Raw genomic sequence first — 18,336 nt, 5'->3', positions numbered from 1 at the left:
GGCTCTACAGCCCGCACCTGACAGCAAATTTCACAATGGAGAAGCAATGAAGCAACCCCAGACCTCCCGCCGCTCTTTCCTCGCCCTCGCTGCCCTTACTCCTTTTGCCGTTGCCGTAACCACTGCTTGCGGAACGTCCGGTCCGGGTGCCTCCAGCGGGGGCGGGGGCGCCAGCATGTGGTATCTGTCCGGCGAGCCGAACCAGACCACCATGCAGAAGGCTGTGGACGCCTTCAACTCGGCCAACTCCAGTGACAAGATCTCCGTCACCTATTTCCAGAACGACGCCTACAAGACCAAGATCAAGACCGCGATCGGCGCAAACCAGGCGCCCACCATCATCTACGGCTGGGGCGGCGGTGGCCTGAAAACGTACGCCGAGGCCAACCAGGTGGAGGACCTCACGGGCTGGTTCGAGCAGAACCCGGACCTGAAGAAGAAGTTCTTCCCGTCCGTCTTTGGCGCCGCAACGGTCAACGGCAAGATTTATGCCCTCCCCAACCAGTACGTAGCCCCGATCGTCCTGTTCTACAACAAGGAGCTCTTCCAGAAGGCAGGCGTCCAGCCGCCCAATACCTGGGACGACGTCATGTCGCTGGTCAAGACCTTCAACAACATGGGCGTGGCCCCCTTCTCCCTGGGCGGCCAGTCGCGCTGGACCTCAATGATGTGGCTCGAGTACCTGCTGGACCGCATCGGCGGCCCGGAGGTGTTCAAGGCGATCTTCGAAGGCAAGCCCAACGCCTGGATGGACCCGGCCGTGATTGAGACCGGGACCAAGATCCAGGAACTCGTCTCCGCCGACGGCTTCATCAAGGGCTTCTCCTCCATCACCGCTGACTCGCAGGCGGACCAGGCGCTGCTGTTCTCCGGCAAGGCAGCCATGATGCTGCACGGATCCTGGACCTACGGCGCCATGAAGAAGGCGGGCCAGAACTTTGTGCAGAGCGGCAAGCTGGGCTTCGTCCCGTTCCCCACCGTTGCCGGCGGGAAGGGCGACCCAAAGAACGGCGTGGGAAACCCCGCGGCCTACATGTCCATCTCCTCCAAGGCCAGCGACAAGGAAAAGGAATCCGCCAAGAAGTTCTTCAAGGACGGCATCCTGACGGACACGGTGATTGATGCCTACATCAACTCCGGCTCGGTGCCCATCGTCAACGGCATCGAGGACAAGCTGGACAAATCCGAGGACAAGGAGTTCCTGAACTTCGTCTACGACATGGCCAAGAACGCCCCGAGCTTCCAGCAGTCCTGGGACCAGGCGCTGAGCCCCACCGCGGCCGAGGCCCTGCTGAACAACATCGACCAGCTGTTCCTGAAGTCGATCACGCCGCAGCAGTTTGCTGAAAACATGAATGGCACCCTCGGCAAATGAGCAACGCCGTCTCAACCGCCCCGCGGGCAGCCGCCAGGGTGAGCGATTCCAAGCAGACCGACCAGCGCAAGGCCGCCCTGGCCTGGCTGACCGTTCCCGCATTGTTCTTCTTCCTGGTGTTCGCAGTCATCCCGCTGGCAGGGGTGCTGATCCTCAGCTTCACCAGCTGGGACGGAATCGGTGCCATCGGGGCGGCGGGCCTGGACAACTGGTTCTCCGTGCTGGCAGATCCTGGACTGTACAACGCCCTGGGGCTGACCTTCCTGATCATGATTGTCTCCTGGCTGGTCCAGACGCCCATCAGCCTCCTGCTGGGCGTCTTCACCGCAGGCAGCCAGCGTTACCGTGCCGCCTTGGCGGTGCTGTACTTCCTGCCCTTGCTGCTGTCCTCCGCCGCCGTCGCCATTGCCTTCAAAGCCCTGCTGGACCCCAACTTCGGCCTGGCAACCGGCCTGGGACTGCCGTTCCTCGCGCAGGACTGGCTCGGCGTACCGCAACTGGCCCTGGGCCTGGTCATCTTCGTCATCGCCTGGCAGTTCGTGCCGTTCCACACGCTGATCTACCAGGGCGGCGTGCGGCAGATCCCGAAGTCCCTCTATGAGGCGGCCCAGATCGACGGCGCGGGAACGATCAAGCAGTTCTTCCACATCACCCTGCCCCAGTTGAAGTACACCATCATCACCTCGTCCACGCTGATGGTGGTGGGTTCACTGACCTACTTCGACCTGATCTTCGTCCTCACCGGGGGCGGACCCGGAAACTCAACCCGCATCCTGGCCCTGGACATGTACCTGAGGGGCTTCCGGGCCAACCTCATGGGCCCTGCCAGCGTCATCGCCGTCATTCTCGTCATCATCGGCCTTGCACTTGCCTTGTTCCTCCAGCGCCTTGGGGGCAAGGACAAGCAGGGCAGCCAATTGGAAGGTTTGTAGGGTGAGTACCGTCCTGAAAAGCAACATCCAGGAGGCCGGCACCGGCCTGCGCGGCGGCACCACCGCCGCAAAGCGGGGGCTCGGTTCACGGCTGAGGCGGCTGAACATTCCCGGCGGCCTTGGCGGCTGGATCTGGCTGGCCATTATCATCCTGCCGGTCTATTACGTGGTGATCACCAGCCTGAAGACGCAGGCGGGATACTTCGGCCAAAATCCCCTGGCCCTCCCCACCTCGCCCACGCTGGAGAACTACCAGATGGTCCTCGAGGCCGATTTCGCCACGTACTTCATGAACAGCGCCATCGTCACGCTCGGTTCCGTGATCCCCACGGTGTTGGTTTCCTTCATGGCTTCCTTCGCCATCGTCCGTGGCAGCGGCAGGTTCCTCAAGCTGGTCAACGGCGTGTTCCTCATGGGGCTTGCCATTCCCCTGCAGGCAACGATCATTCCCATCTACCTGATGATCATCCGGCTCAACCTGTATGACAGCCTGCTGGCGCTGATGCTGCCGTCCATTGCCTTCGCCATCCCGCTGACGGTGCTGATCCTCTCCAACTTCATCCGCGACGTCCCGAACGAACTGTTCGAGTCCATGCGGCTGGACGGCTGCAGTGAATGGCAGACCATGTGGCGGCTCGCGCTGCCGCTCACGCGCCCGGCCATCGTGACGGTTGCCATCTACAACGGCCTGCATGTCTGGAACGGGTTCCTGCTTCCCCTGGTCCTCACGCAGAGTCCCGGCCTGCGCGTCCTGCCCCTGGGCCTGTGGACCTTCCAGGGTGAGTTCAGCGTCAACATCCCCGCCGTGCTCGCCTCCGTCGTGCTCAGCACCCTGCCCATCCTGGTGCTGTACGTCATCGGCCGGCGCCAACTGCTTGCGGGCCTCACCGCCGGCTTCAGCAAGTAGAAAGGACTGTCACAATGACCACCGCACAACCCCTGCGGGTCGGCATGGTGGGCTACGCCTTCATGGGTGCAGCCCACTCCCACGCCTGGCGCACTGCACCCCGGTTTTTCCACCTGCCCCTGCAGCCCCGGCTGACAGCGGTCGCGGGCAGGAATGCCGAGGGCGTCCGTGCCGCGGCAGACAAGCTCGGCTGGGAATCGGTGGAGACGGACTGGCGCCGCCTGATCGAGCGCGAAGACATCGACCTCATCGATATCTGCACGCCCGGCGACACGCACGCCGATATTGCCATGGCCGCCCTGGAAGCCGGCAAGCACGTGCTGTGCGAGAAGCCGCTGGCCAACTCCGTCGAGGAAGCCGAACGGATGACGCTCGTCGCGGAATCCGCCGCGAAGAACGGCGTCTTCTCCATGTGCGGCTTCAGCTACCGCCGAACTCCGGCACTGGCGCTGGCCAAGCGGTTCGTGGAACAGGGCAGGCTGGGCGACATCCGGCATGTCAGGGCCCAGTACCTGCAGGACTGGCTCACCGATGCCAACGCCCCCATGACGTGGCGGCTGGACAAGAGCAGGTCCGGATCCGGTGCCCTGGGTGACATCGGAGCACACAGCATCGACGCCGCGCAGTGGGTCACAGGCCTGAACATCAGCGGGGTATCGGCACTGATGGAGACCTTTGTGCAGGAACGCCCGCTGGCCGGCGACCTGGTGGGCCTCGGCGGGCACGGCGACCTCAGCAGTGATGCTCCGCGCGGAAAAGTCACGGTTGATGACGCGGCAATCTTCAGTGCCAAGTTCGACGGCGGCACGGCTTCGGGTGCGATCGGCGTCTTTGAAGCCACGCGGTACGCCCTGGGCAGGAAGAACGCCATGCGGCTGGAGGTCAACGGCACCAAGGGTTCCCTCGCCTTCGATTTCGAGGACATGAACGTCCTGTCCTTCTACGACGCCGCCGAATCCCCCGACGCCGGGTTCCGGAAGATCTTCGTCACCGAGCCCGAGCACCCCTACGTCGGAAACTGGTGGCCCACCGGCCACGGCCTGGGGTATGAGCACGGCTTCACCCACCAGGTGGTGGACCTCGTCACGGCCATCGGCGAAGCCCGGCAGCCGGAACCGTCCTTCGCGGACGCCCTGCAGGTGCAGCGGGTTCTGGCCGCCGTGGAGTCCAGTGCCGCAAATTCCAGCCAGTGGCAAAAAGTCTGAGCAGCGGTTCGGCACGGCAATGACCAGCTTCAAGCGATCCAAGGAATAGACATGACACGACCAATCACGCTGTTTACCGGCCAGTGGGCCGACCTGCCCTTCGAGGAAGTGGCGCGGCTCGTGGGCGAGTGGGGCTTCGACGGCCTGGAGATCGCCTGCTGGGGCGACCATCTGGATCCGCGCCGCGCGGCCGAGGATGACAACTACCTCCAGGGCCGGCTGGACATCCTCGAAAAGAACAACCTGAAGGTGTTCGCCATCGCCAACCACCTGACCGGACAGGCAGTGTGTGACGACCCCATCGACGAGCGCCACCAGGGCATCCCGTCAGCGGACGTCTGGGGTGACGGCGCGCCCGAAGGCGTACGCCGCCGGGCAGCGGAAGCCATGAAGGACACCGCCAGGGCTGCTGCCCGCCTCGGGGTGAAAACCGTCACCGGCTTCACCGGCTCCTCCATCTGGAAGGCGGTGGCCATGTTCCCGCCCGCCTCCCAGGAAATGATCGACGCCGGCTACCAGGACTTCGCGGACCGCTGGAACCCCATCCTCGACGTCTTCGACGAGGTGGGTGTCCGGTTCGCCCTGGAGGTCCACCCGTCCGAAATCGCCTACGACTACTGGACCGCCAAACGTACCCTCGAAGCCATCGGCCACCGGGAAAACTTCGGCCTGAACTTCGACCCTTCCCACTTCATCTGGCAGGACCTGGACCCCGTGATGTTCCTGCAGGACTTCGCAGACAGGATTTTCCACGTCCACGTCAAGGAATCCATCCGCCAGCTCGACGGCCGCAACGGCCGCCTGGGCTCGCACCTGGCCTGGGCCGATCCCCGGCGCGGCTGGGATTTCGTCACGGCCGGGCACGGGGACGTGCAGTGGAACCGGATCTTCCGGACCCTGAACGCCATCGGCTACCAGGGCCCCACCAGCATCGAGTGGGAGGACGCCGGCATGGACCGGCTCGTCGGCGCCCCGCAGGCGCTGGCCATGGTCCAGGACCTGGCCCGGATCGCCCCGCCGGCAGCAGCCTTCGACGCCGCCTTCGCCAGCCGCTGACCCCACGCCTTGCCGGCAAAAGCCGGCAGCAAACCAAAGGAAACTCCAATGACAGAACGCAAGAACGCCCTGGTGGTCCGCGGCGGCTGGGACGGCCACCAGCCCTACGAGGCCACAGAGCTCTTCATCCCCTACCTCAAGGACAACGGCTACGACGTCCGGGTGGAGGAATCCCCCAAGGTCTACGCCGATGCCGGCTACATGGCTGGGGTGGACCTCATCATGCAGTGCATGACCATGTCCAGTATTGAAAAGGATGAGTTCGCCGGCCTTCGGGCAGCTGTGGAGAACGGCACCGGCCTGGCCGGCTGGCACGGCGGGATTGCCGATTCCTACCGGAACACGTCCGACTACCTGCACCTGATCGGCGGCCAGTTCGCCTGCCACGCCGGCAAGCACCCGGACGAGTGCATTGGTGAGCAGTCGGACAACTACGTGCCCCACACCGTCAACATGCTGCCGGCCGCCGCCGACCACCCCATCACCAAGGGAATCAAGGACTTCGACCTGGTCACCGAGCAGTACTGGGTCCTGTCCGACGATTACATCGACGTCCTGGCCACCACCACCCAAAAAGTCCGCGAGTGGGACCCCTGGAACCGCGAAGTGACGTCCCCTGCCATCTGGACCCGTCAGTGGGGCAAAGGCCGGATCTTCGTGGCCACCCCCGGGCATCGCGTGGAAATCCTCCAGGACCGGAACGTACGCACCATCATCGAAAGGGGCCTGCTGTGGGCAAGCCGTTGAACGTAGGAATCGTTGGCTGCGGAGCCATCATCGCGCAGTACCTCGCCAACTTCCGCCGGCTGGACCAAATCCAGCTGGTGGCCGTGGCGGACTTGGATCCGGCACGTGCGCAGGCAGTTGCGGCTGATTACGACGGCGTCCGCGCCGTCTCCGTCGACGAACTGCTCTCCGCGGAGGACGTGGACCTGGTCCTGAACCTGACCATCCCCGCAGCGCACGCGGAGGTGGCCCTGAAGGCGATCGCTGCAGGAAAGAGCGTCTACGGCGAAAAACCCCTCGCGGCCACAACCGAAGAGGCACGCCAGGTGCTGATCGCAGCACGCCAGGCCGGCGTCGTCGTCGGCTGCGCCCCTGACACGGTGCTGGGCACCGGGGTCCAGACAGCCCGGAAAGCCATCGACGACGGCCTCATTGGCGCGCCCATTTCCGCATCGGCCACCATGGTGACGCCCGGCCATGAGCGCTGGCACCCCAACCCGGACTTCTACTACCAGCCCGGCGGCGGCCCCCTCCTGGACATGGGCCCCTACTACGTCACCGCCCTCGTCACGCTGCTGGGCTCGGTGGTGTCGGTCATCGGCGCAGCCAGCCACACCCGCGACGAACGCACCATCGGATCCGGTCCCCGGCAGGGTGAAAAAGTGCCAGTCACCATCGACTCCCACGTCACCGGGATCCTGGTCCACGCGTCCGGGGCACTTTCCACCCTGTTCATGAGCTTCGATGCTGTGAAGTCCAAATCACCGAACATCGAAATCCACGGCGAGCGGGGATCCCTGGTAGTGCCTGACCCCAACCACTTCGACGGTGACGTGCAGCTGTTCCCGCTGGGAGCCGAGGACTGGGAAACCCTTCCCGCCTCGGCAGGGTACGTCGATTCCGGCCGCGGATTCGGCATCGCAGACTTGGCTTCCACCCCGGACGGCAAAGAACCGCGCGCCGGCGGAACCCTGGCCTATCACGTCCTGGAGGTCATGGAATCCGTCCTCAAGGCAGCACAAAGCGGCATGACGGTGGGCATCCAGAGCACCGTTGAGCGGCCCGAAAGCGTACCGCTGACAGTCCTTGCGGAACAGGCGGACGCGCTCCATTCACGGTAAGCCGCATGTAGGAACCGCGCCGCTGATTGCAGCAGGGCTACCCCCGCCCGTCGCTGCGGGCGGCGCGGTTCCGGCCCAGCGACTTTGCCCGGTAAAGCGCCTCATCCGCTGCTTCGATGAGCCCGTCCACCGTGGAGGTACCGCCGTCGTACGTTGAAATGCCGTAACTCGCTGTGGGCATCTCCATGCCGTTCCGCGTCTTTGCGCCGGCCAGGCGTCGGCTGATTTCCTGGGCAATCGCTTCGGCCCGTTCTGCGGTGGCCCCGGGAACCAGGATGAGGAACTCTTCCCCGCCGTACCTCCCGGTCAGGTCGGTGGAACGGACGGTGGCAACGCAGGCGTCAGCAAAGGCCTGCAGCGCGACGTCACCGGCTGCGTGGCCGTAGGTATCGTTGACGGCTTTGAAATGGTCCAGGTCCGCCAGGATCAGGGCCCCGGAACCACCGGTGATGGTGCGGTCGGCAAGTTGCTCGGCGGCAAGGTCAAGGAACGCCTTGCGGTTCAGGAGCCCGGTGAGGTCGTCCCGTGTGGCCACCACGCGCAGGGCGCGGGTCTGCTGTTCCGTGCTCAAGGCCGCCATGCTGAAGGAGACAACCACCAGCAGCACCATGGTCACCATGGTGGTCACTGCGGATCCGAACATGGTGGTGAAGACCGCCCCCTGCGGGCCTTCCACAAGGAACGCGAGCCAACGGAAGAAGTAGAAGACGGAAAGGCCTCCGGCAGCCACGGCCATGGGGAGCCGGACCCGTGAATAGCCCGGCTCCAAACGCCACAGCTCGCGGGAGGCCAGCCCGATGGTCAGGCTCATGGCGGCCAGGAACACCGGGCCGCCGGACCATGTATTGGTGGCCGGATGGTCCAGCAGTGAGGCCACCAAGGTGACCAGGGGAATGCCGGTGAAGGCCCACTTTGGCGGCGGCACTGTCCGCAGCGAACGCGCTCCCGCCCACACTGCCACACCGCCGTGGACCAGCAGTGTGTTGCCCACCGGGTTGGCCCACACCTGATGCACGGTGCCGTCCAGCAGGAAGCAGCCTGATCCGGTCAGAAAGAAGAGCAGGGCTCCGCACCACCACGCACTGTACGGCGAGCGCGTCAGCCGGTACGCGGAAAAGTAGAAGAGGACCACCAGCACCAGGGCCATCAGGCCAAAAGCGGTGCGCAGGGTTGCCGTGTCCAGAACCATCTGACCGCAGTGCCCCCAAACCCGAATGCCCACACCAGTATCGAATCGCAGCATACAGGCTGCGGGTGGTCATTACCCCTGATCAGAATCCCGTAACGGGCCTAGGGTTGGGTTATCCGGGATAACGAAAGGCCGCCATGCTCCTGCTCTTTGGTTTTAAGACTGTCCACAAGGCACTGCCCGGCCGTACGGCAACCTGCCCGCACTGCGGCGCCTTCATCCACCACCTGCTGGAGGAGCAGGCCACAAAGTTCACGCTGTTCTTCCTTCCGGTGCTCACCGTCTCCCGGAAATTCCGGATCACCTGCACCAACTGCGGCTACGCCTCAACCATCAGCGGCGCCCGCAAGCGCGCCCTGGAAGGCCGGCTGTAAGCCCCTGCGGAAGAACCGGCCCGGCATCCCGTCCGGTGTCCACCGGCGGAACTGCACCACTCCAGCTCTGGCCCCCGGTGCCGGCGGCCACTAGAGTGGAACCCGGCCCCCACCTGCCGTCCCGGCAGGACAACGGGACGCCGCACGAGGGAATGGAGGTGGTTTTGATGACTGCTGTCGCCGCGCGCCCTGAGCGCCCCGCACCCACACCATCAACCATCCTTCCCTGCTGTATCCGCCTTAACTGACGGGCGCCTGTCCGGCCCGATGCGGCTGCACTGGGGACATTCCCAAGGAACCCACCGTGCAGTTTTCTTCAGACAATGCCCTGGCCAACGCCGCCGGCAACAGCCCATCAATGACCGACGGTCCAGCCGCCTACGGCTACACGCCAGGGGTGGACTGCCACTTCAACCAGCATCCATGTCCGGGCGCGACGGGACGCGGGCGGGTGGTGCGGGTGGACCGCACCCTGCTGCTCGTCGCCGTCGCAGATGGGCTGCTCCACCTGCCCTATCCGCTGTCCGGTGAACAGCCCGTCACCGGGGACTGGGTCTGGGTCGGCCCCAACCGTGCGGGCGACCGCCAGATCCTTGCCGTCCTCCCCCGCCGGTCGGAACTCAGCCGTAAACGTGCGTTCGAGGATTCCTCCGCGGAACAAGTGCTGGCCGCCAACATGGACACCGTGGGGGTAGTGGTGCCCATGGACCGCCCGCTCACCCACAACCGCCTTGAGCGCACCCTCGTGGCCGCCTGGGACTCCGGTGCCACTCCGCTGGTGATCATCACCAAGGCTGACCTTGCGCAGGTGGCGGACGACGTCGTCGGCAAAGTCATCCTGCAGGCGGCAGGCGTGGAGGTGGTCACCACGTCCGCAGAAAACGGCGACGGCATCGACGAACTGCTGGCACACATTCCGGCCGGCGGCACCATCGTTTTCCTGGGCCCGTCAGGTGCCGGCAAGTCCACCCTGGTCAATGCGTTGGTGGGACACGAAGTCCAGCAGACCGGGGAGGTCCGGTCCGGGGACTTCAAGGGCAAGCACACCACCACCGCCCGGGAGCTGGTGCCGCTGGCCAACGGCACTGTGCTGATGGACACCCCCGGGGTCCGCGGCTTTGGGCTGTTCGACGCCGGGGAAGGGCTGGGTGGCATGTTCGCCGACGTGGAGGAACTGGCAGCCAACTGCCGGTTTGCGGACTGCGCTCACGGAACCGAGCCCGGCTGCGCAGTCCGGGAAGCGATCGGCACCGGCCTCCTCGCCATGCGCCGCTGGAACTCCTACCAGAAGATGCAGCGGGAACTGGCGGCTCTGGCACGCCGCTCGGACGTCGCCGCCCAACGCGCCTACCATCGCGAGTGGCACCAGAAAGTGGTCTCCGGGGGAAAGTCTCAGCGCTCGGCTGAGCGCGAAGCCTCCGAGCGCGGCAACCGGACGGGAGGGAAGGACCGGAAGCAGAAGAGGTAGCACCCCCTGCTGCCCGGCCGGGGCCGGGAGTAGGGTTCGGTCATGGACATCATCCTGGTTCCCGGCTTCTGGCTGGACGCATCCTCGTGGGACCCGGTGACGCCGGCACTGGAAGCTGCCGGGCACCGCGCCCACCCCCTCACGCTTCCCGGGAAGGAGTCGGCGGACGCCAATCGCGCGGGCATAAGCCTGCAGGACCATATCGACGCCGTGGTGGAAGCCGTGGACCGCACGCCCGGCAAGGTGGTCCTGGTGGGCCATTCCGGCGGCGGTGCCATCATTCACGGTGCCGTGGACGCGAGGCCGGAGAAGGTGGAACGCGCCATCTACGTGGACAGCGGACCGCTGGGCGAGGGCGGCGTCATCAATGACGAACTCCCCGCCAAAGGCGACGACGTGCCGCTGCCGCCCTGGGACAGTTTCGACGACGCCGACCTGGTGGATCTGGACGAGGGGCTCCGCCGGGCGTTCCGCGGCCGCGCAATCCCCGAGCCCCGCGGTGTGGCGTACGGACAGCAGCACCTGCATGACGATCGCCGCTATGCGGTGCCCGCGACAGTGATCTCGTGCGAATTCCCTTCCGCCACGCTGCGTGAATGGATAGCGGCCGGCCACCCGTTCGTCGCGGAACTGGCGAAGGTTGACGACATCGACTTCGTCGACCTGCCCACCGGGCACTGGCCCCAGTTCACAAAGCCGGCCGAACTTGGACGCGCCATCGTGGCGGCCGTGGACCGGGAACCCCGGAACTGACCCGACACACTCTTGCGCACGGGGTGCCGTGTCCTCATAATAAATGAATGGCATTCATTTATTCGACAGAACTCCGGGGCAGTGCCGCCCCAGGGCACTCTTCCCTTGGCCCCGGGCTCCGCATGCCCGCAGAGTGGGCCACCCACCGCCGCACCTGGATGGGATTCCCGCCCCCGAACGACACCTTTGGTCCCGTGGGAAGTCCCACTCTCGACCGGGCCCGGGCAGCGTGGACCCGGGTGGCCCGAACCATCGCCTTGTACGAGCCGGTCACCGTGCTGGCAGACCCCCGCGATGCCACGGCCGCACGGGAATGGCTGGGCGATGGCATCGACGTCGTGGAGGTGCCACTGGACGACGCCTGGCTGAGGGACAGCGGCCCCACCTTCGTGCACGGGCCGGATGGTTCACTGGTGGCCGTTGATTGGATTTTTAACGGCTGGGGCGCCCAGGAGTGGGCGGCCTGGGACAAGGACCAGCATGTGGCCCGGAGCGTGGCGGCCGGCATCGACGTGCCGGTCCGGCCCAGCTCCCTGGTGAACGAAGGCGGCGGGTTCCACGTAGACGGCGAAGGAACCGTGCTGTTGACCGAGACGGTCCAGCTGGATCCGGGCCGCAACCCTGGCGCCACCAAGGCATCCGTCGAGGCGGAGTTCCACGCCGCGCTCGGCACCACCAAGGCCATTTGGCTTCCGCGCGGCCTCACCCGGGACTACGACGAATTCGGGACCCGCGGCCACGTGGACATCGTGGCCACCTTCGCCGGAGCAGGCACCATCCTGCTGCACCGCCAGGACGACCCCGCACACCCCGATCATGCTGTCTACCTGCAGCTGAAGGCAGTCCTTGCCGGCCAGTTGGACGCCCAGGGCAGGCCGCTGCGCATCATCGACGTTCCCGCCCCCACAACACTCAAGGACGATGACGGCTGGGTGGACTGGTCCTACATCAACCATTACGTCGCCAACAACGTTGTAGTGCTCTGCAGCTTCGACGATCCCAACGACGCCATCGCGGCAGGCATCCTGGAGCGCGCCTACCCGGGGCGGACAGTGGAACTCGTGGACGCCCGCGATATCTTCGCCTTCGGCGGGGGCATCCACTGCATCACGCAGCAGCAGCCTGCGGCCAAGGAGGGAGGAACATGGTGAACCCCGCCCCCACGCAAACGCTTCCGCGGTCCCAGCCGCAGTTCGACGTGGTGGAGGCCGGCATCAGCCGGCTTCGCGCCGCCCTGGACTCCGGCGAGGTAACCAGCGAGGAACTGGTACGCCTGTACCTGGAACGGATCGAGAAGTATGACTCCACTGGCATATGCCTCAATGCCTTGGTCGTCCTGAACCCGGAGACCATCTCCGAGGCCCAGGCGTCGGACCGGCGCCGGGCCGCAGGTTTCACTCTCGGCCCCCTCGACGGAATCCCCTACACGGCGAAGGACAGCTACCAGGTAAAGGGGCTCAGCGTGGCAGCGGGCTCCCCGGCATTCAAGGACCTCGTAGCCCAGCAGGACGCCTTCACCATCGAACGGCTCCGGGCCGGTGGGGCCGTGCTGATCGGGCTGACCAACATGCCACCCATGGCCAACGGAGGTATGCAGCGCGGGGTATATGGCCGGGCGGAAAGCCCATACAACGCCAACTACCTCACCGCCGCCTTCGCGTCCGGTTCGTCCAACGGTTCAGGAACCGCCACCGCGGCCAGCTTCGCAGCCTTCGGCCTGGCCGAGGAGACCTGGTCCTCGGGGCGGGCACCGGCGTCAAACAATGCGCTCTGCGCCTACACGCCCTCGCGCGGCGTCATCTCGGTGCGCGGCAACTGGCCCCTGGTGCCCACCATGGACGTGGTGGTCCCCCACACCCGCACCATGGCAGACCTGCTCGAAGTCCTGGACGTGGTGGTCGCCGACGACACTGAGAACCGCGGTGACTTCTGGCGGGTCCAGCCCTGGATTCAGGTGCCCAAGGCATCCGCCGTCCGCCCGCCGTCGTACCTGGACCTGGCCGTACCGGACGGTGCCGCAGCCGCCGGGGTGCTGGCGGGCAAGCGGCTCGGCGTTCCCCGGATGTACATCAACGCCGATCCAGAGGCCGGCACGGCGGCGGCACCGGGCATCGGTGGGCCAACCGGCCAGAAGATCCTGACCCGCGCCTCGATCCTGGAGCTGTGGAACGCCGCGCGGCGCGACCTGGAAGCCGCGGGCGCCGAGGTGGTGGAGGTGGACTTCCCCGTGGTGTCCAACTACGAAGGCGACCGGACCGGCGCACCCACCATTGCCACGCGGGGCCTGGTGTCCCCGGAGTACCTGCGGCGCGAGATTGTCGACCTGTCCGCTTGGGCCTGGAACGACTTCCTTGATGCCAACGGCGACCCGCAGCTCAACCGCCTGGCCGACGTCGAGGGTGCCGCCATTTTCCCTGCCCCGGCCGGCGCCCTGCCGGACCGCTACGACGGGTTTGATGACGACATCAGCGACTACCCCGCCTGGATCCGCGAGCACGGCGTTCCCGACCTTGACCGCATACCGCACCTGCCCGAAGGCCTGGCGGGCCTGGAGGAAACCCGCCGCGTGGACCTCGAGGACTGGATGGACCGCCTGGGCCTGGACGCGGTGGTGTTCCCGGCAGCAGCGGACGTGGCGCCCGCTGATGCGGACACCAATGCCGCCTCGGCGGACATCGCCTGGCGCAACGGGGTGTGGGTGGCCAACGGAAACCTGGTTCCCCGTCACCTGGGCATCCCCACCGTCACCGTTCCCATGGGCCTCGCGGCCGACATCGGGATGCCGGTGGGACTGACCTTCGCTGGAAAGGCCTATGCGGACACGGACCTGCTCCGCCTTTCCGCCGCCTTCGAAGCCACCGGCCGCAGGCGCGTTCCACCGCCCCGCACCACACCGGCTGCTACTCAGGAAATCTCTGGCTGAAACGCCCGCAACGGATATTCTGGAGTCAGTGACTTCTCCTCTTTGCCGTTGACCTCCAGCCGTCCCACGTTCCCGTCCTTCCTTGCAGGAACGGTGATTCCGTGCACCCGGGAGGGGGACCCAACCCTGGGTTCCCCTCCCTTCCGCACCCTTATCGGAACCACCTTCGGGAGTAACCATGAAACCTCCAACGCCTTCATCAACAGCCAATTTCCCTGTACAGGGCGCCCTCCGGCCTGACTGCCCACAATGCTTCGCGTTGTGCTGCACCGCTTTCGGATTCGCACGATCGGCGGACTTCGCCATCGACAAGCCACCTGCCACGCCATGCCCCAACCTGGCCGCGGACTTCTCCTGCACCATCCATGACCGGCTCCGGCCCCGGGGCTTTCCCGGCTGCACGGTCTTTGACTGCTTCGGCGCCGGACAGGCGGTGAGCCAGCGGCTTTTCGGTGGCATCAGCTGGCGGGACAACCCTGACTCGGCGGCCGGCATGTTCACCGCGTTCAAGGTCCTGCGCCAACTGCATGAAATGTTGTGGCTGCTTGGCCAGGCCGCGGCGAGGGCCTACGGCCCGGATACTGCCGGGGACGCGTATTCCCTGGCGGCCGCGGTCCGGAAGGTTGCGGACAGCGGGCTGGAAGACCTCCTGGCGGCCGACGTCGAGTCCCTCCACCGGCAGGTGGGCGAAACACTCCGCGTGGTGAGTGAGGAGGTCCGCGCCGGATACTTCAGTGCAGCCTACGGTGATGCCGGTTCCTCCAGCCTTCACCCCCGGATCCGCCTTGAGCCTGGCGCCGACCTTGCGGGTGCCGACCTGCGGGGGCTGGTGCTGTGCGGGGCGGATCTTCGCGGGGCATGCCTCATCGGTGCCGATGTCCGGGGCGCAGACCTGACGGCCACGGATCTCCTGGGCGCCGACCTCCGGGACGCAAGGCTCGACGGCGCCGACCTGGCCGGTGCCCTCTTCCTCACCCCGCCGCAGGTCGGCGCAGCCAGGGGCAGTGGATCGACCAGGCTCCCGGAAGGGCTGGCGCGCCCCGGCCACTGGGCGGCGTCCGTCCCGGAAGACGCTCCGACCGGACCGCGGAAGCGCCTTGACAGGCGGGATTGTTAGCGCTGACAGTGGAGGAAACCGACCCCAAGCGAAAGCCACCCGATGAAGAACTGGGCAGGAAACCTCGAATACTCCTCCACGGACGTCGTACGGCCGGAATCCGTCGCGGAGCTGGCCGAAGTGGTGGCCGCGGCACCGCAGGTAAAGGCACTGGGCTCCAGGCATTCGTTCAACCGCGTGGGTGACACCGACGGCGTGCACGTGCTCCTTGACGCCCTGCCGCAGCAGGTGGAGCTGGACACCGCACGCGGAACCGTGCGGGTCAGCGGCGGGGTCAGCTACGGGGCCCTGTGCCGCACCCTCGAGGCGTCCGGCACGGCAATCCACAACCTTGCCTCGCTGCCGCACATCTCGGTGGCTGGCGCGGTGCAGACCGGAACGCACGGCTCCGGGGTGGAAAACCAGGCACTCGCCGGCGCCGTGGAGTCCATCGAGCTGGTTCGGGCTTCCGGTGAGCACGCCACGCTCAGCCGGGCCGACGGGGACGAGTTCCTGGCCAGCGTGGTGGGCATCGGCGCGCTGGGCATCGTCACCGGCCTGGAACTCTCGGTGCGGCCAAGCTTCGGGATGCGCCAGCGCGTCCTCGAGGACCTGCCCTGGGAGAACGCACTCTCGGATTTCGGCGCCATCGTCTCGAGCGCCTACAGCGTCAGCCTCTTCACGGACTACGCCGGCGACAGGATCAACCAGGTCTGGCTCAAGGCACTTGACGGCGAACCGCCGCTGTCCAGCCTGTTCGGTGCCACGGCCGCCATCAGCCCGCGGCACCCGCTGCCGGATATGTCCGCGGAAAATTGCACTGTGCAGCTGGACCAGCCCGGACTGTGGCTGGACCGGTTGCCGCACTTCCGCCACGAATTCACGCCAAGCAACGGGGACGAACTGCAGAGTGAGTTCATCCTTCCCCTGGAGCATGCCCCGGCAGCGCTCCAGGCCGTCCGTGGCCTGGCGGACAGGCTGGCGCCCCTGCTGTTTGTCTCGGAAATCCGGACCGGCGCGGCGGACGAGTTCTGGCTCAGCCCCTTCTACCGGCAACAAAGCGTGGCCCTGCACTTCACCTGGAAACCGCTGCAGCCCGAGGTGGAAGCCTTCCTCCCCGAACTCGAAGCGGCGCTTCGGCCATTCGGCGCACGCCCGCACTGGGGCAAGCTGTTCACCGCCGGGGGCCACGACTGGGAGCAGTTGTACCCGCGCTTCGCCGACTTCCGTTCCTTCGCCGCACGGCATGATCCCGAGGGCAAGTTCCGGAACAGGCTGCTGGACAGCGTCCTGGGCGTGCCCGCCCGCCGTTAACCTGCCATCGGTACGCTGGGTGCATGAACTTCCGCACCGCCGTCGCCCCAGCCACCGCACTCTGCACTGCCCTGCTGCTGCTCACGGGCTGCGGCGCAGTGGAGGAAGCGGCCGGCAACGCCGCCAGCGATGCCGCCTCCAAAGCCGCCTCCGCCGCCGCCCAGGAACTCAACCGGCAGATCTGCGCAGTGGTGCAGGACGGCCTGGTCAGTGCATCGGACAAGCAGGCGCTGGCGGGCCTGGTTTCAGCGGCACGGACCGCAGGGGTGCCCACGGAAGTTACGACGCCGCTGGGCCAGATTGCGGAGGCGGGGGACCAGGTGCCGGCCGACTCCGTCCGGGCCCTCAAGGATGCCTGCCGGCCTTAGCAGGAGGCCAGCAAGAACCCGTCAGGCGCTAACGTCCAGGAACGGCTCCGCTGCGGGCGGAGGCTGCGACGAGTCAGATCTCGTACAGGGCGGCCTGCTGAAGGGGAAGCGGAAGACACCCGTTAAGGCAAGCAGTGGCCGGTCCGAAAGGTCCGGCCACTGCTTTTACGGGCATCTTCAGTTCTGGCGGGGCTGTTCCCAGCCGCGGAGGCCGCCCGCCCGGCCGGGAGGCCTGTGTGCATGTCCGGACCGGTGCTCGGGCGGTGCGAACGGCAGCACGTCCGTATCCCGGCCGGGGGGAACGGCCTGCACGAACTTCGTCAGTTCCTCCCGCAGCGCCTTCCACGCTATGTCCGGATCGTCCGGATAAGCATTGATTTCTGCCTGCCGGGCCGCGTCCACCGCGGCAAGGCCCGCGTCCGTCAGCTCCACTTTCAGCTGCCGGCGGTCCGACGCGTGGCGCGTTCGGGTGATGAGTCCCGCCGATTCGAGCCGGGTAAGTACCCGGCCAAGCGTCTGGCTTTGAACCCTGATCGCATCGGCAAGCTGCTCCTGGTTCAATGGCCCCCCCGTCAGGCCTTCCAAGGCAATGACAGCCGCACGGGTCAGCCCAAGGGGGGCCAGTGCATCGTCCTGGCGCCGCTGGATCAGCCGTGCCGCCAGGGTGATGAGGCGGTAGCTGCTCCGGGCGTCCGGATCGAGATTGCTGGTCATCGGCCCTGGCCTTCCTGTAGGTGGCGAAGTGCTGGTCACCCTGCGTCGCTACACCCCTACAATAAGCATGCTTAGCAACCTGTTCGCAAGTAGGCTTACTATCCTTCCGCGAGTCGCCGGTGGTTTGCGCACCAAGAGCCCTGCTGTGGAGCATTAGCCCTTGCATTCGAATTGGAAAGTGTGCTTAGTATCTATTTAGTAACCCTGCTTACTAAGTTGCCAGCACTGCTGGTTCTTGATCGCCAGCTACCCCTTTCGGAAAGAGAGCGAAGATGACAGAGAACCAATGGCCCCAGACACCCCGGACCGAAACCGAGCCGGCAATCGCCGATCCCTACGGCACAACGGATTCGGTTCCGCAGACCGCCTACCCGGCAGGTTCAGCAGATACCTCCAAGTCCCAAGCAGCCAAGGAGGAGGCCTCCAATGTTGCCGGACACGCTGCGTCCGCGGCGCAGGGAGTGGCGGAGACCGCCAAGAGCGAGGCTGCGAACGTGGCGCAGGAGGCCAAGGCCAATGCGCAGGACCTGCTGCACCAGGCCAAGTCGGGCCTGACCAGCCAGGCCGGCACGCAGCAGCAGAAGGCGGCCGAAGGGATCCGGAACATTTCCAGCCAGCTGCACAGCATGGCCAGCGCCCCGGACCAGCAGGGCGTGGCCAGCGACCTGATCCGCCAGGCAGCAGAACGCACCTCCTCGGTGGCGTCCTGGCTGGAGAACCGGCAGCCGGGCGATCTCCTGACCGAGGTCCAGCGGTACGCCCGCAACAACCCCGGAACCTTCCTGCTCCTCGCGGCCGGCGCCGGCGTCCTGGCC

17 protein-coding genes and 1 pseudogene are annotated in these 18,336 nt (G+C 66.3%); 16 read left to right on the top strand and 2 right to left on the bottom strand.

What is annotated here, in order from left to right; genetic code table 11:
* Window positions 1-46: 46 nt before the first annotated feature.
* From ACTJK0_RS11990 to ACTJK0_RS11960, 7 genes are read left to right on the top strand one after another with little or no spacing between them, the layout of a single operon-like run.
* A complete protein-coding gene (locus tag ACTJK0_RS11990) occupies window positions 47-1,375 on the top strand; it encodes an extracellular solute-binding protein (protein WP_440745310.1) in 1,329 nt (442 codons plus the stop codon).
* Complete coding sequence (locus ACTJK0_RS11985; RefSeq protein ID WP_440745309.1) at window positions 1,372-2,307, top strand: carbohydrate ABC transporter permease; 936 nt, start codon at window positions 1,372-1,374, stop codon at window positions 2,305-2,307. The genes ACTJK0_RS11990 and ACTJK0_RS11985 overlap by 4 nt, the downstream gene beginning before the upstream one ends.
* A gap of 1 nt (window position 2,308) precedes the next feature.
* Window positions 2,309-3,214 carry a carbohydrate ABC transporter permease gene (locus ACTJK0_RS11980; RefSeq protein ID WP_110542182.1) on the top strand — a complete coding sequence of 302 codons (906 nt, stop codon included), beginning with the start codon at window positions 2,309-2,311 and terminating at the stop codon, window positions 3,212-3,214.
* Window positions 3,215-3,228: 14 nt separating this feature from the next.
* Entirely contained in the window at window positions 3,229-4,419 is a 1,191-nt protein-coding gene (locus ACTJK0_RS11975) for a Gfo/Idh/MocA family protein (RefSeq protein WP_440745308.1), read from the top strand.
* Between the two features lie 51 nt (window positions 4,420-4,470).
* On the top strand, window positions 4,471-5,475 hold the full coding sequence (locus ACTJK0_RS11970) for a sugar phosphate isomerase/epimerase family protein (protein ID WP_440745307.1): 1,005 nt from the start codon (window positions 4,471-4,473) through the stop codon (window positions 5,473-5,475).
* Between the two features lie 48 nt (window positions 5,476-5,523).
* Window positions 5,524-6,222, top strand: a complete 699-nt coding sequence (locus ACTJK0_RS11965) for a ThuA domain-containing protein (RefSeq protein WP_440745306.1) — start codon at window positions 5,524-5,526, stop codon at window positions 6,220-6,222.
* Complete coding sequence (locus tag ACTJK0_RS11960; protein WP_440745305.1) at window positions 6,207-7,322, top strand: Gfo/Idh/MocA family protein; 1,116 nt, start codon at window positions 6,207-6,209, stop codon at window positions 7,320-7,322. The genes ACTJK0_RS11965 and ACTJK0_RS11960 overlap by 16 nt, the downstream gene beginning before the upstream one ends.
* 37 nt (window positions 7,323-7,359) lie before the next feature.
* On the opposite strand, the gene ACTJK0_RS11955 is transcribed toward ACTJK0_RS11960, so the two are convergent.
* Complete coding sequence (locus ACTJK0_RS11955; protein WP_440745304.1) at window positions 7,360-8,511, bottom strand: GGDEF domain-containing protein; 1,152 nt, start codon at window positions 8,509-8,511, stop codon at window positions 7,360-7,362.
* A 137-nt stretch (window positions 8,512-8,648) separates the two neighbouring features.
* On the opposite strand from ACTJK0_RS11955, the gene ACTJK0_RS11950 reads away from it, so the two are divergent.
* The 8 genes from ACTJK0_RS11950 to ACTJK0_RS11915 all read left to right on the top strand — a co-directional run bounded on the left by ACTJK0_RS11950 (window position 8,649) and on the right by ACTJK0_RS11915 (window position 16,807).
* The gene (locus ACTJK0_RS11950; RefSeq protein ID WP_440745303.1) at window positions 8,649-8,885 is read left to right on the top strand and encodes a zinc-ribbon domain-containing protein; all 237 of its coding nucleotides are present in this window, start codon (window positions 8,649-8,651) and stop codon (window positions 8,883-8,885) included.
* A gap of 358 nt (window positions 8,886-9,243) precedes the next feature.
* Entirely contained in the window at window positions 9,244-10,353 is a 1,110-nt protein-coding gene (gene rsgA / locus ACTJK0_RS11945; protein WP_440745405.1) for a ribosome small subunit-dependent GTPase A, read from the top strand.
* 42 nt (window positions 10,354-10,395) lie between these two features.
* Window positions 10,396-11,106 carry an alpha/beta fold hydrolase gene (locus tag ACTJK0_RS11940; RefSeq protein WP_440745302.1) on the top strand — a complete coding sequence of 237 codons (711 nt, stop codon included), beginning with the start codon at window positions 10,396-10,398 and terminating at the stop codon, window positions 11,104-11,106.
* Between the two features lie 47 nt (window positions 11,107-11,153).
* The gene (locus tag ACTJK0_RS11935) at window positions 11,154-12,257 is read left to right on the top strand and encodes an agmatine deiminase family protein (protein WP_440745301.1); all 1,104 of its coding nucleotides are present in this window, start codon (window positions 11,154-11,156) and stop codon (window positions 12,255-12,257) included.
* Window positions 12,251-14,029 carry an amidase gene (locus tag ACTJK0_RS11930; RefSeq protein ID WP_440745300.1) on the top strand — a complete coding sequence of 593 codons (1,779 nt, stop codon included), beginning with the start codon at window positions 12,251-12,253 and terminating at the stop codon, window positions 14,027-14,029. The genes ACTJK0_RS11935 and ACTJK0_RS11930 overlap by 7 nt, the downstream gene beginning before the upstream one ends.
* A 178-nt stretch (window positions 14,030-14,207) precedes the next feature.
* A complete protein-coding gene (locus ACTJK0_RS11925) occupies window positions 14,208-15,146 on the top strand; it encodes a pentapeptide repeat-containing protein (RefSeq protein ID WP_440745299.1) in 939 nt (312 codons plus the stop codon).
* 42 nt (window positions 15,147-15,188) lie between these two features.
* A complete protein-coding gene (locus ACTJK0_RS11920; RefSeq protein WP_440745298.1) occupies window positions 15,189-16,439 on the top strand; it encodes a D-arabinono-1,4-lactone oxidase in 1,251 nt (416 codons plus the stop codon).
* A 23-nt stretch (window positions 16,440-16,462) separates the two neighbouring features.
* Window positions 16,463-16,807 (top strand): hypothetical protein, encoded by a 345-nt coding sequence (locus ACTJK0_RS11915; RefSeq protein WP_440745297.1) that lies wholly within the window; start codon window positions 16,463-16,465, stop codon window positions 16,805-16,807.
* A gap of 177 nt (window positions 16,808-16,984) precedes the next feature.
* Here ACTJK0_RS11915 and ACTJK0_RS11910 read toward each other — a convergent pair whose 3' ends face one another.
* A complete protein-coding gene (locus ACTJK0_RS11910; RefSeq protein ID WP_440745296.1) occupies window positions 16,985-17,521 on the bottom strand; it encodes a MarR family winged helix-turn-helix transcriptional regulator in 537 nt (178 codons plus the stop codon).
* 272 nt (window positions 17,522-17,793) lie between these two features.
* On the opposite strand from ACTJK0_RS11910, the pseudogene ACTJK0_RS11905 reads away from it, so the two are divergent.
* Window positions 17,794-18,336: pseudogene (locus ACTJK0_RS11905) on the top strand (hypothetical protein); the annotation flags it as partial.

Origin of the sequence: Paenarthrobacter sp. 22069 (assembly GCF_052046035.1) — a bacterium.
In the GTDB taxonomy this organism is placed as follows: domain Bacteria; phylum Actinomycetota; class Actinomycetes; order Actinomycetales; family Micrococcaceae; genus Arthrobacter.
The sequence above is the reverse complement of the archived record's forward strand: the minus strand, read 5'-3'. Positions and strand labels throughout refer to the sequence as shown.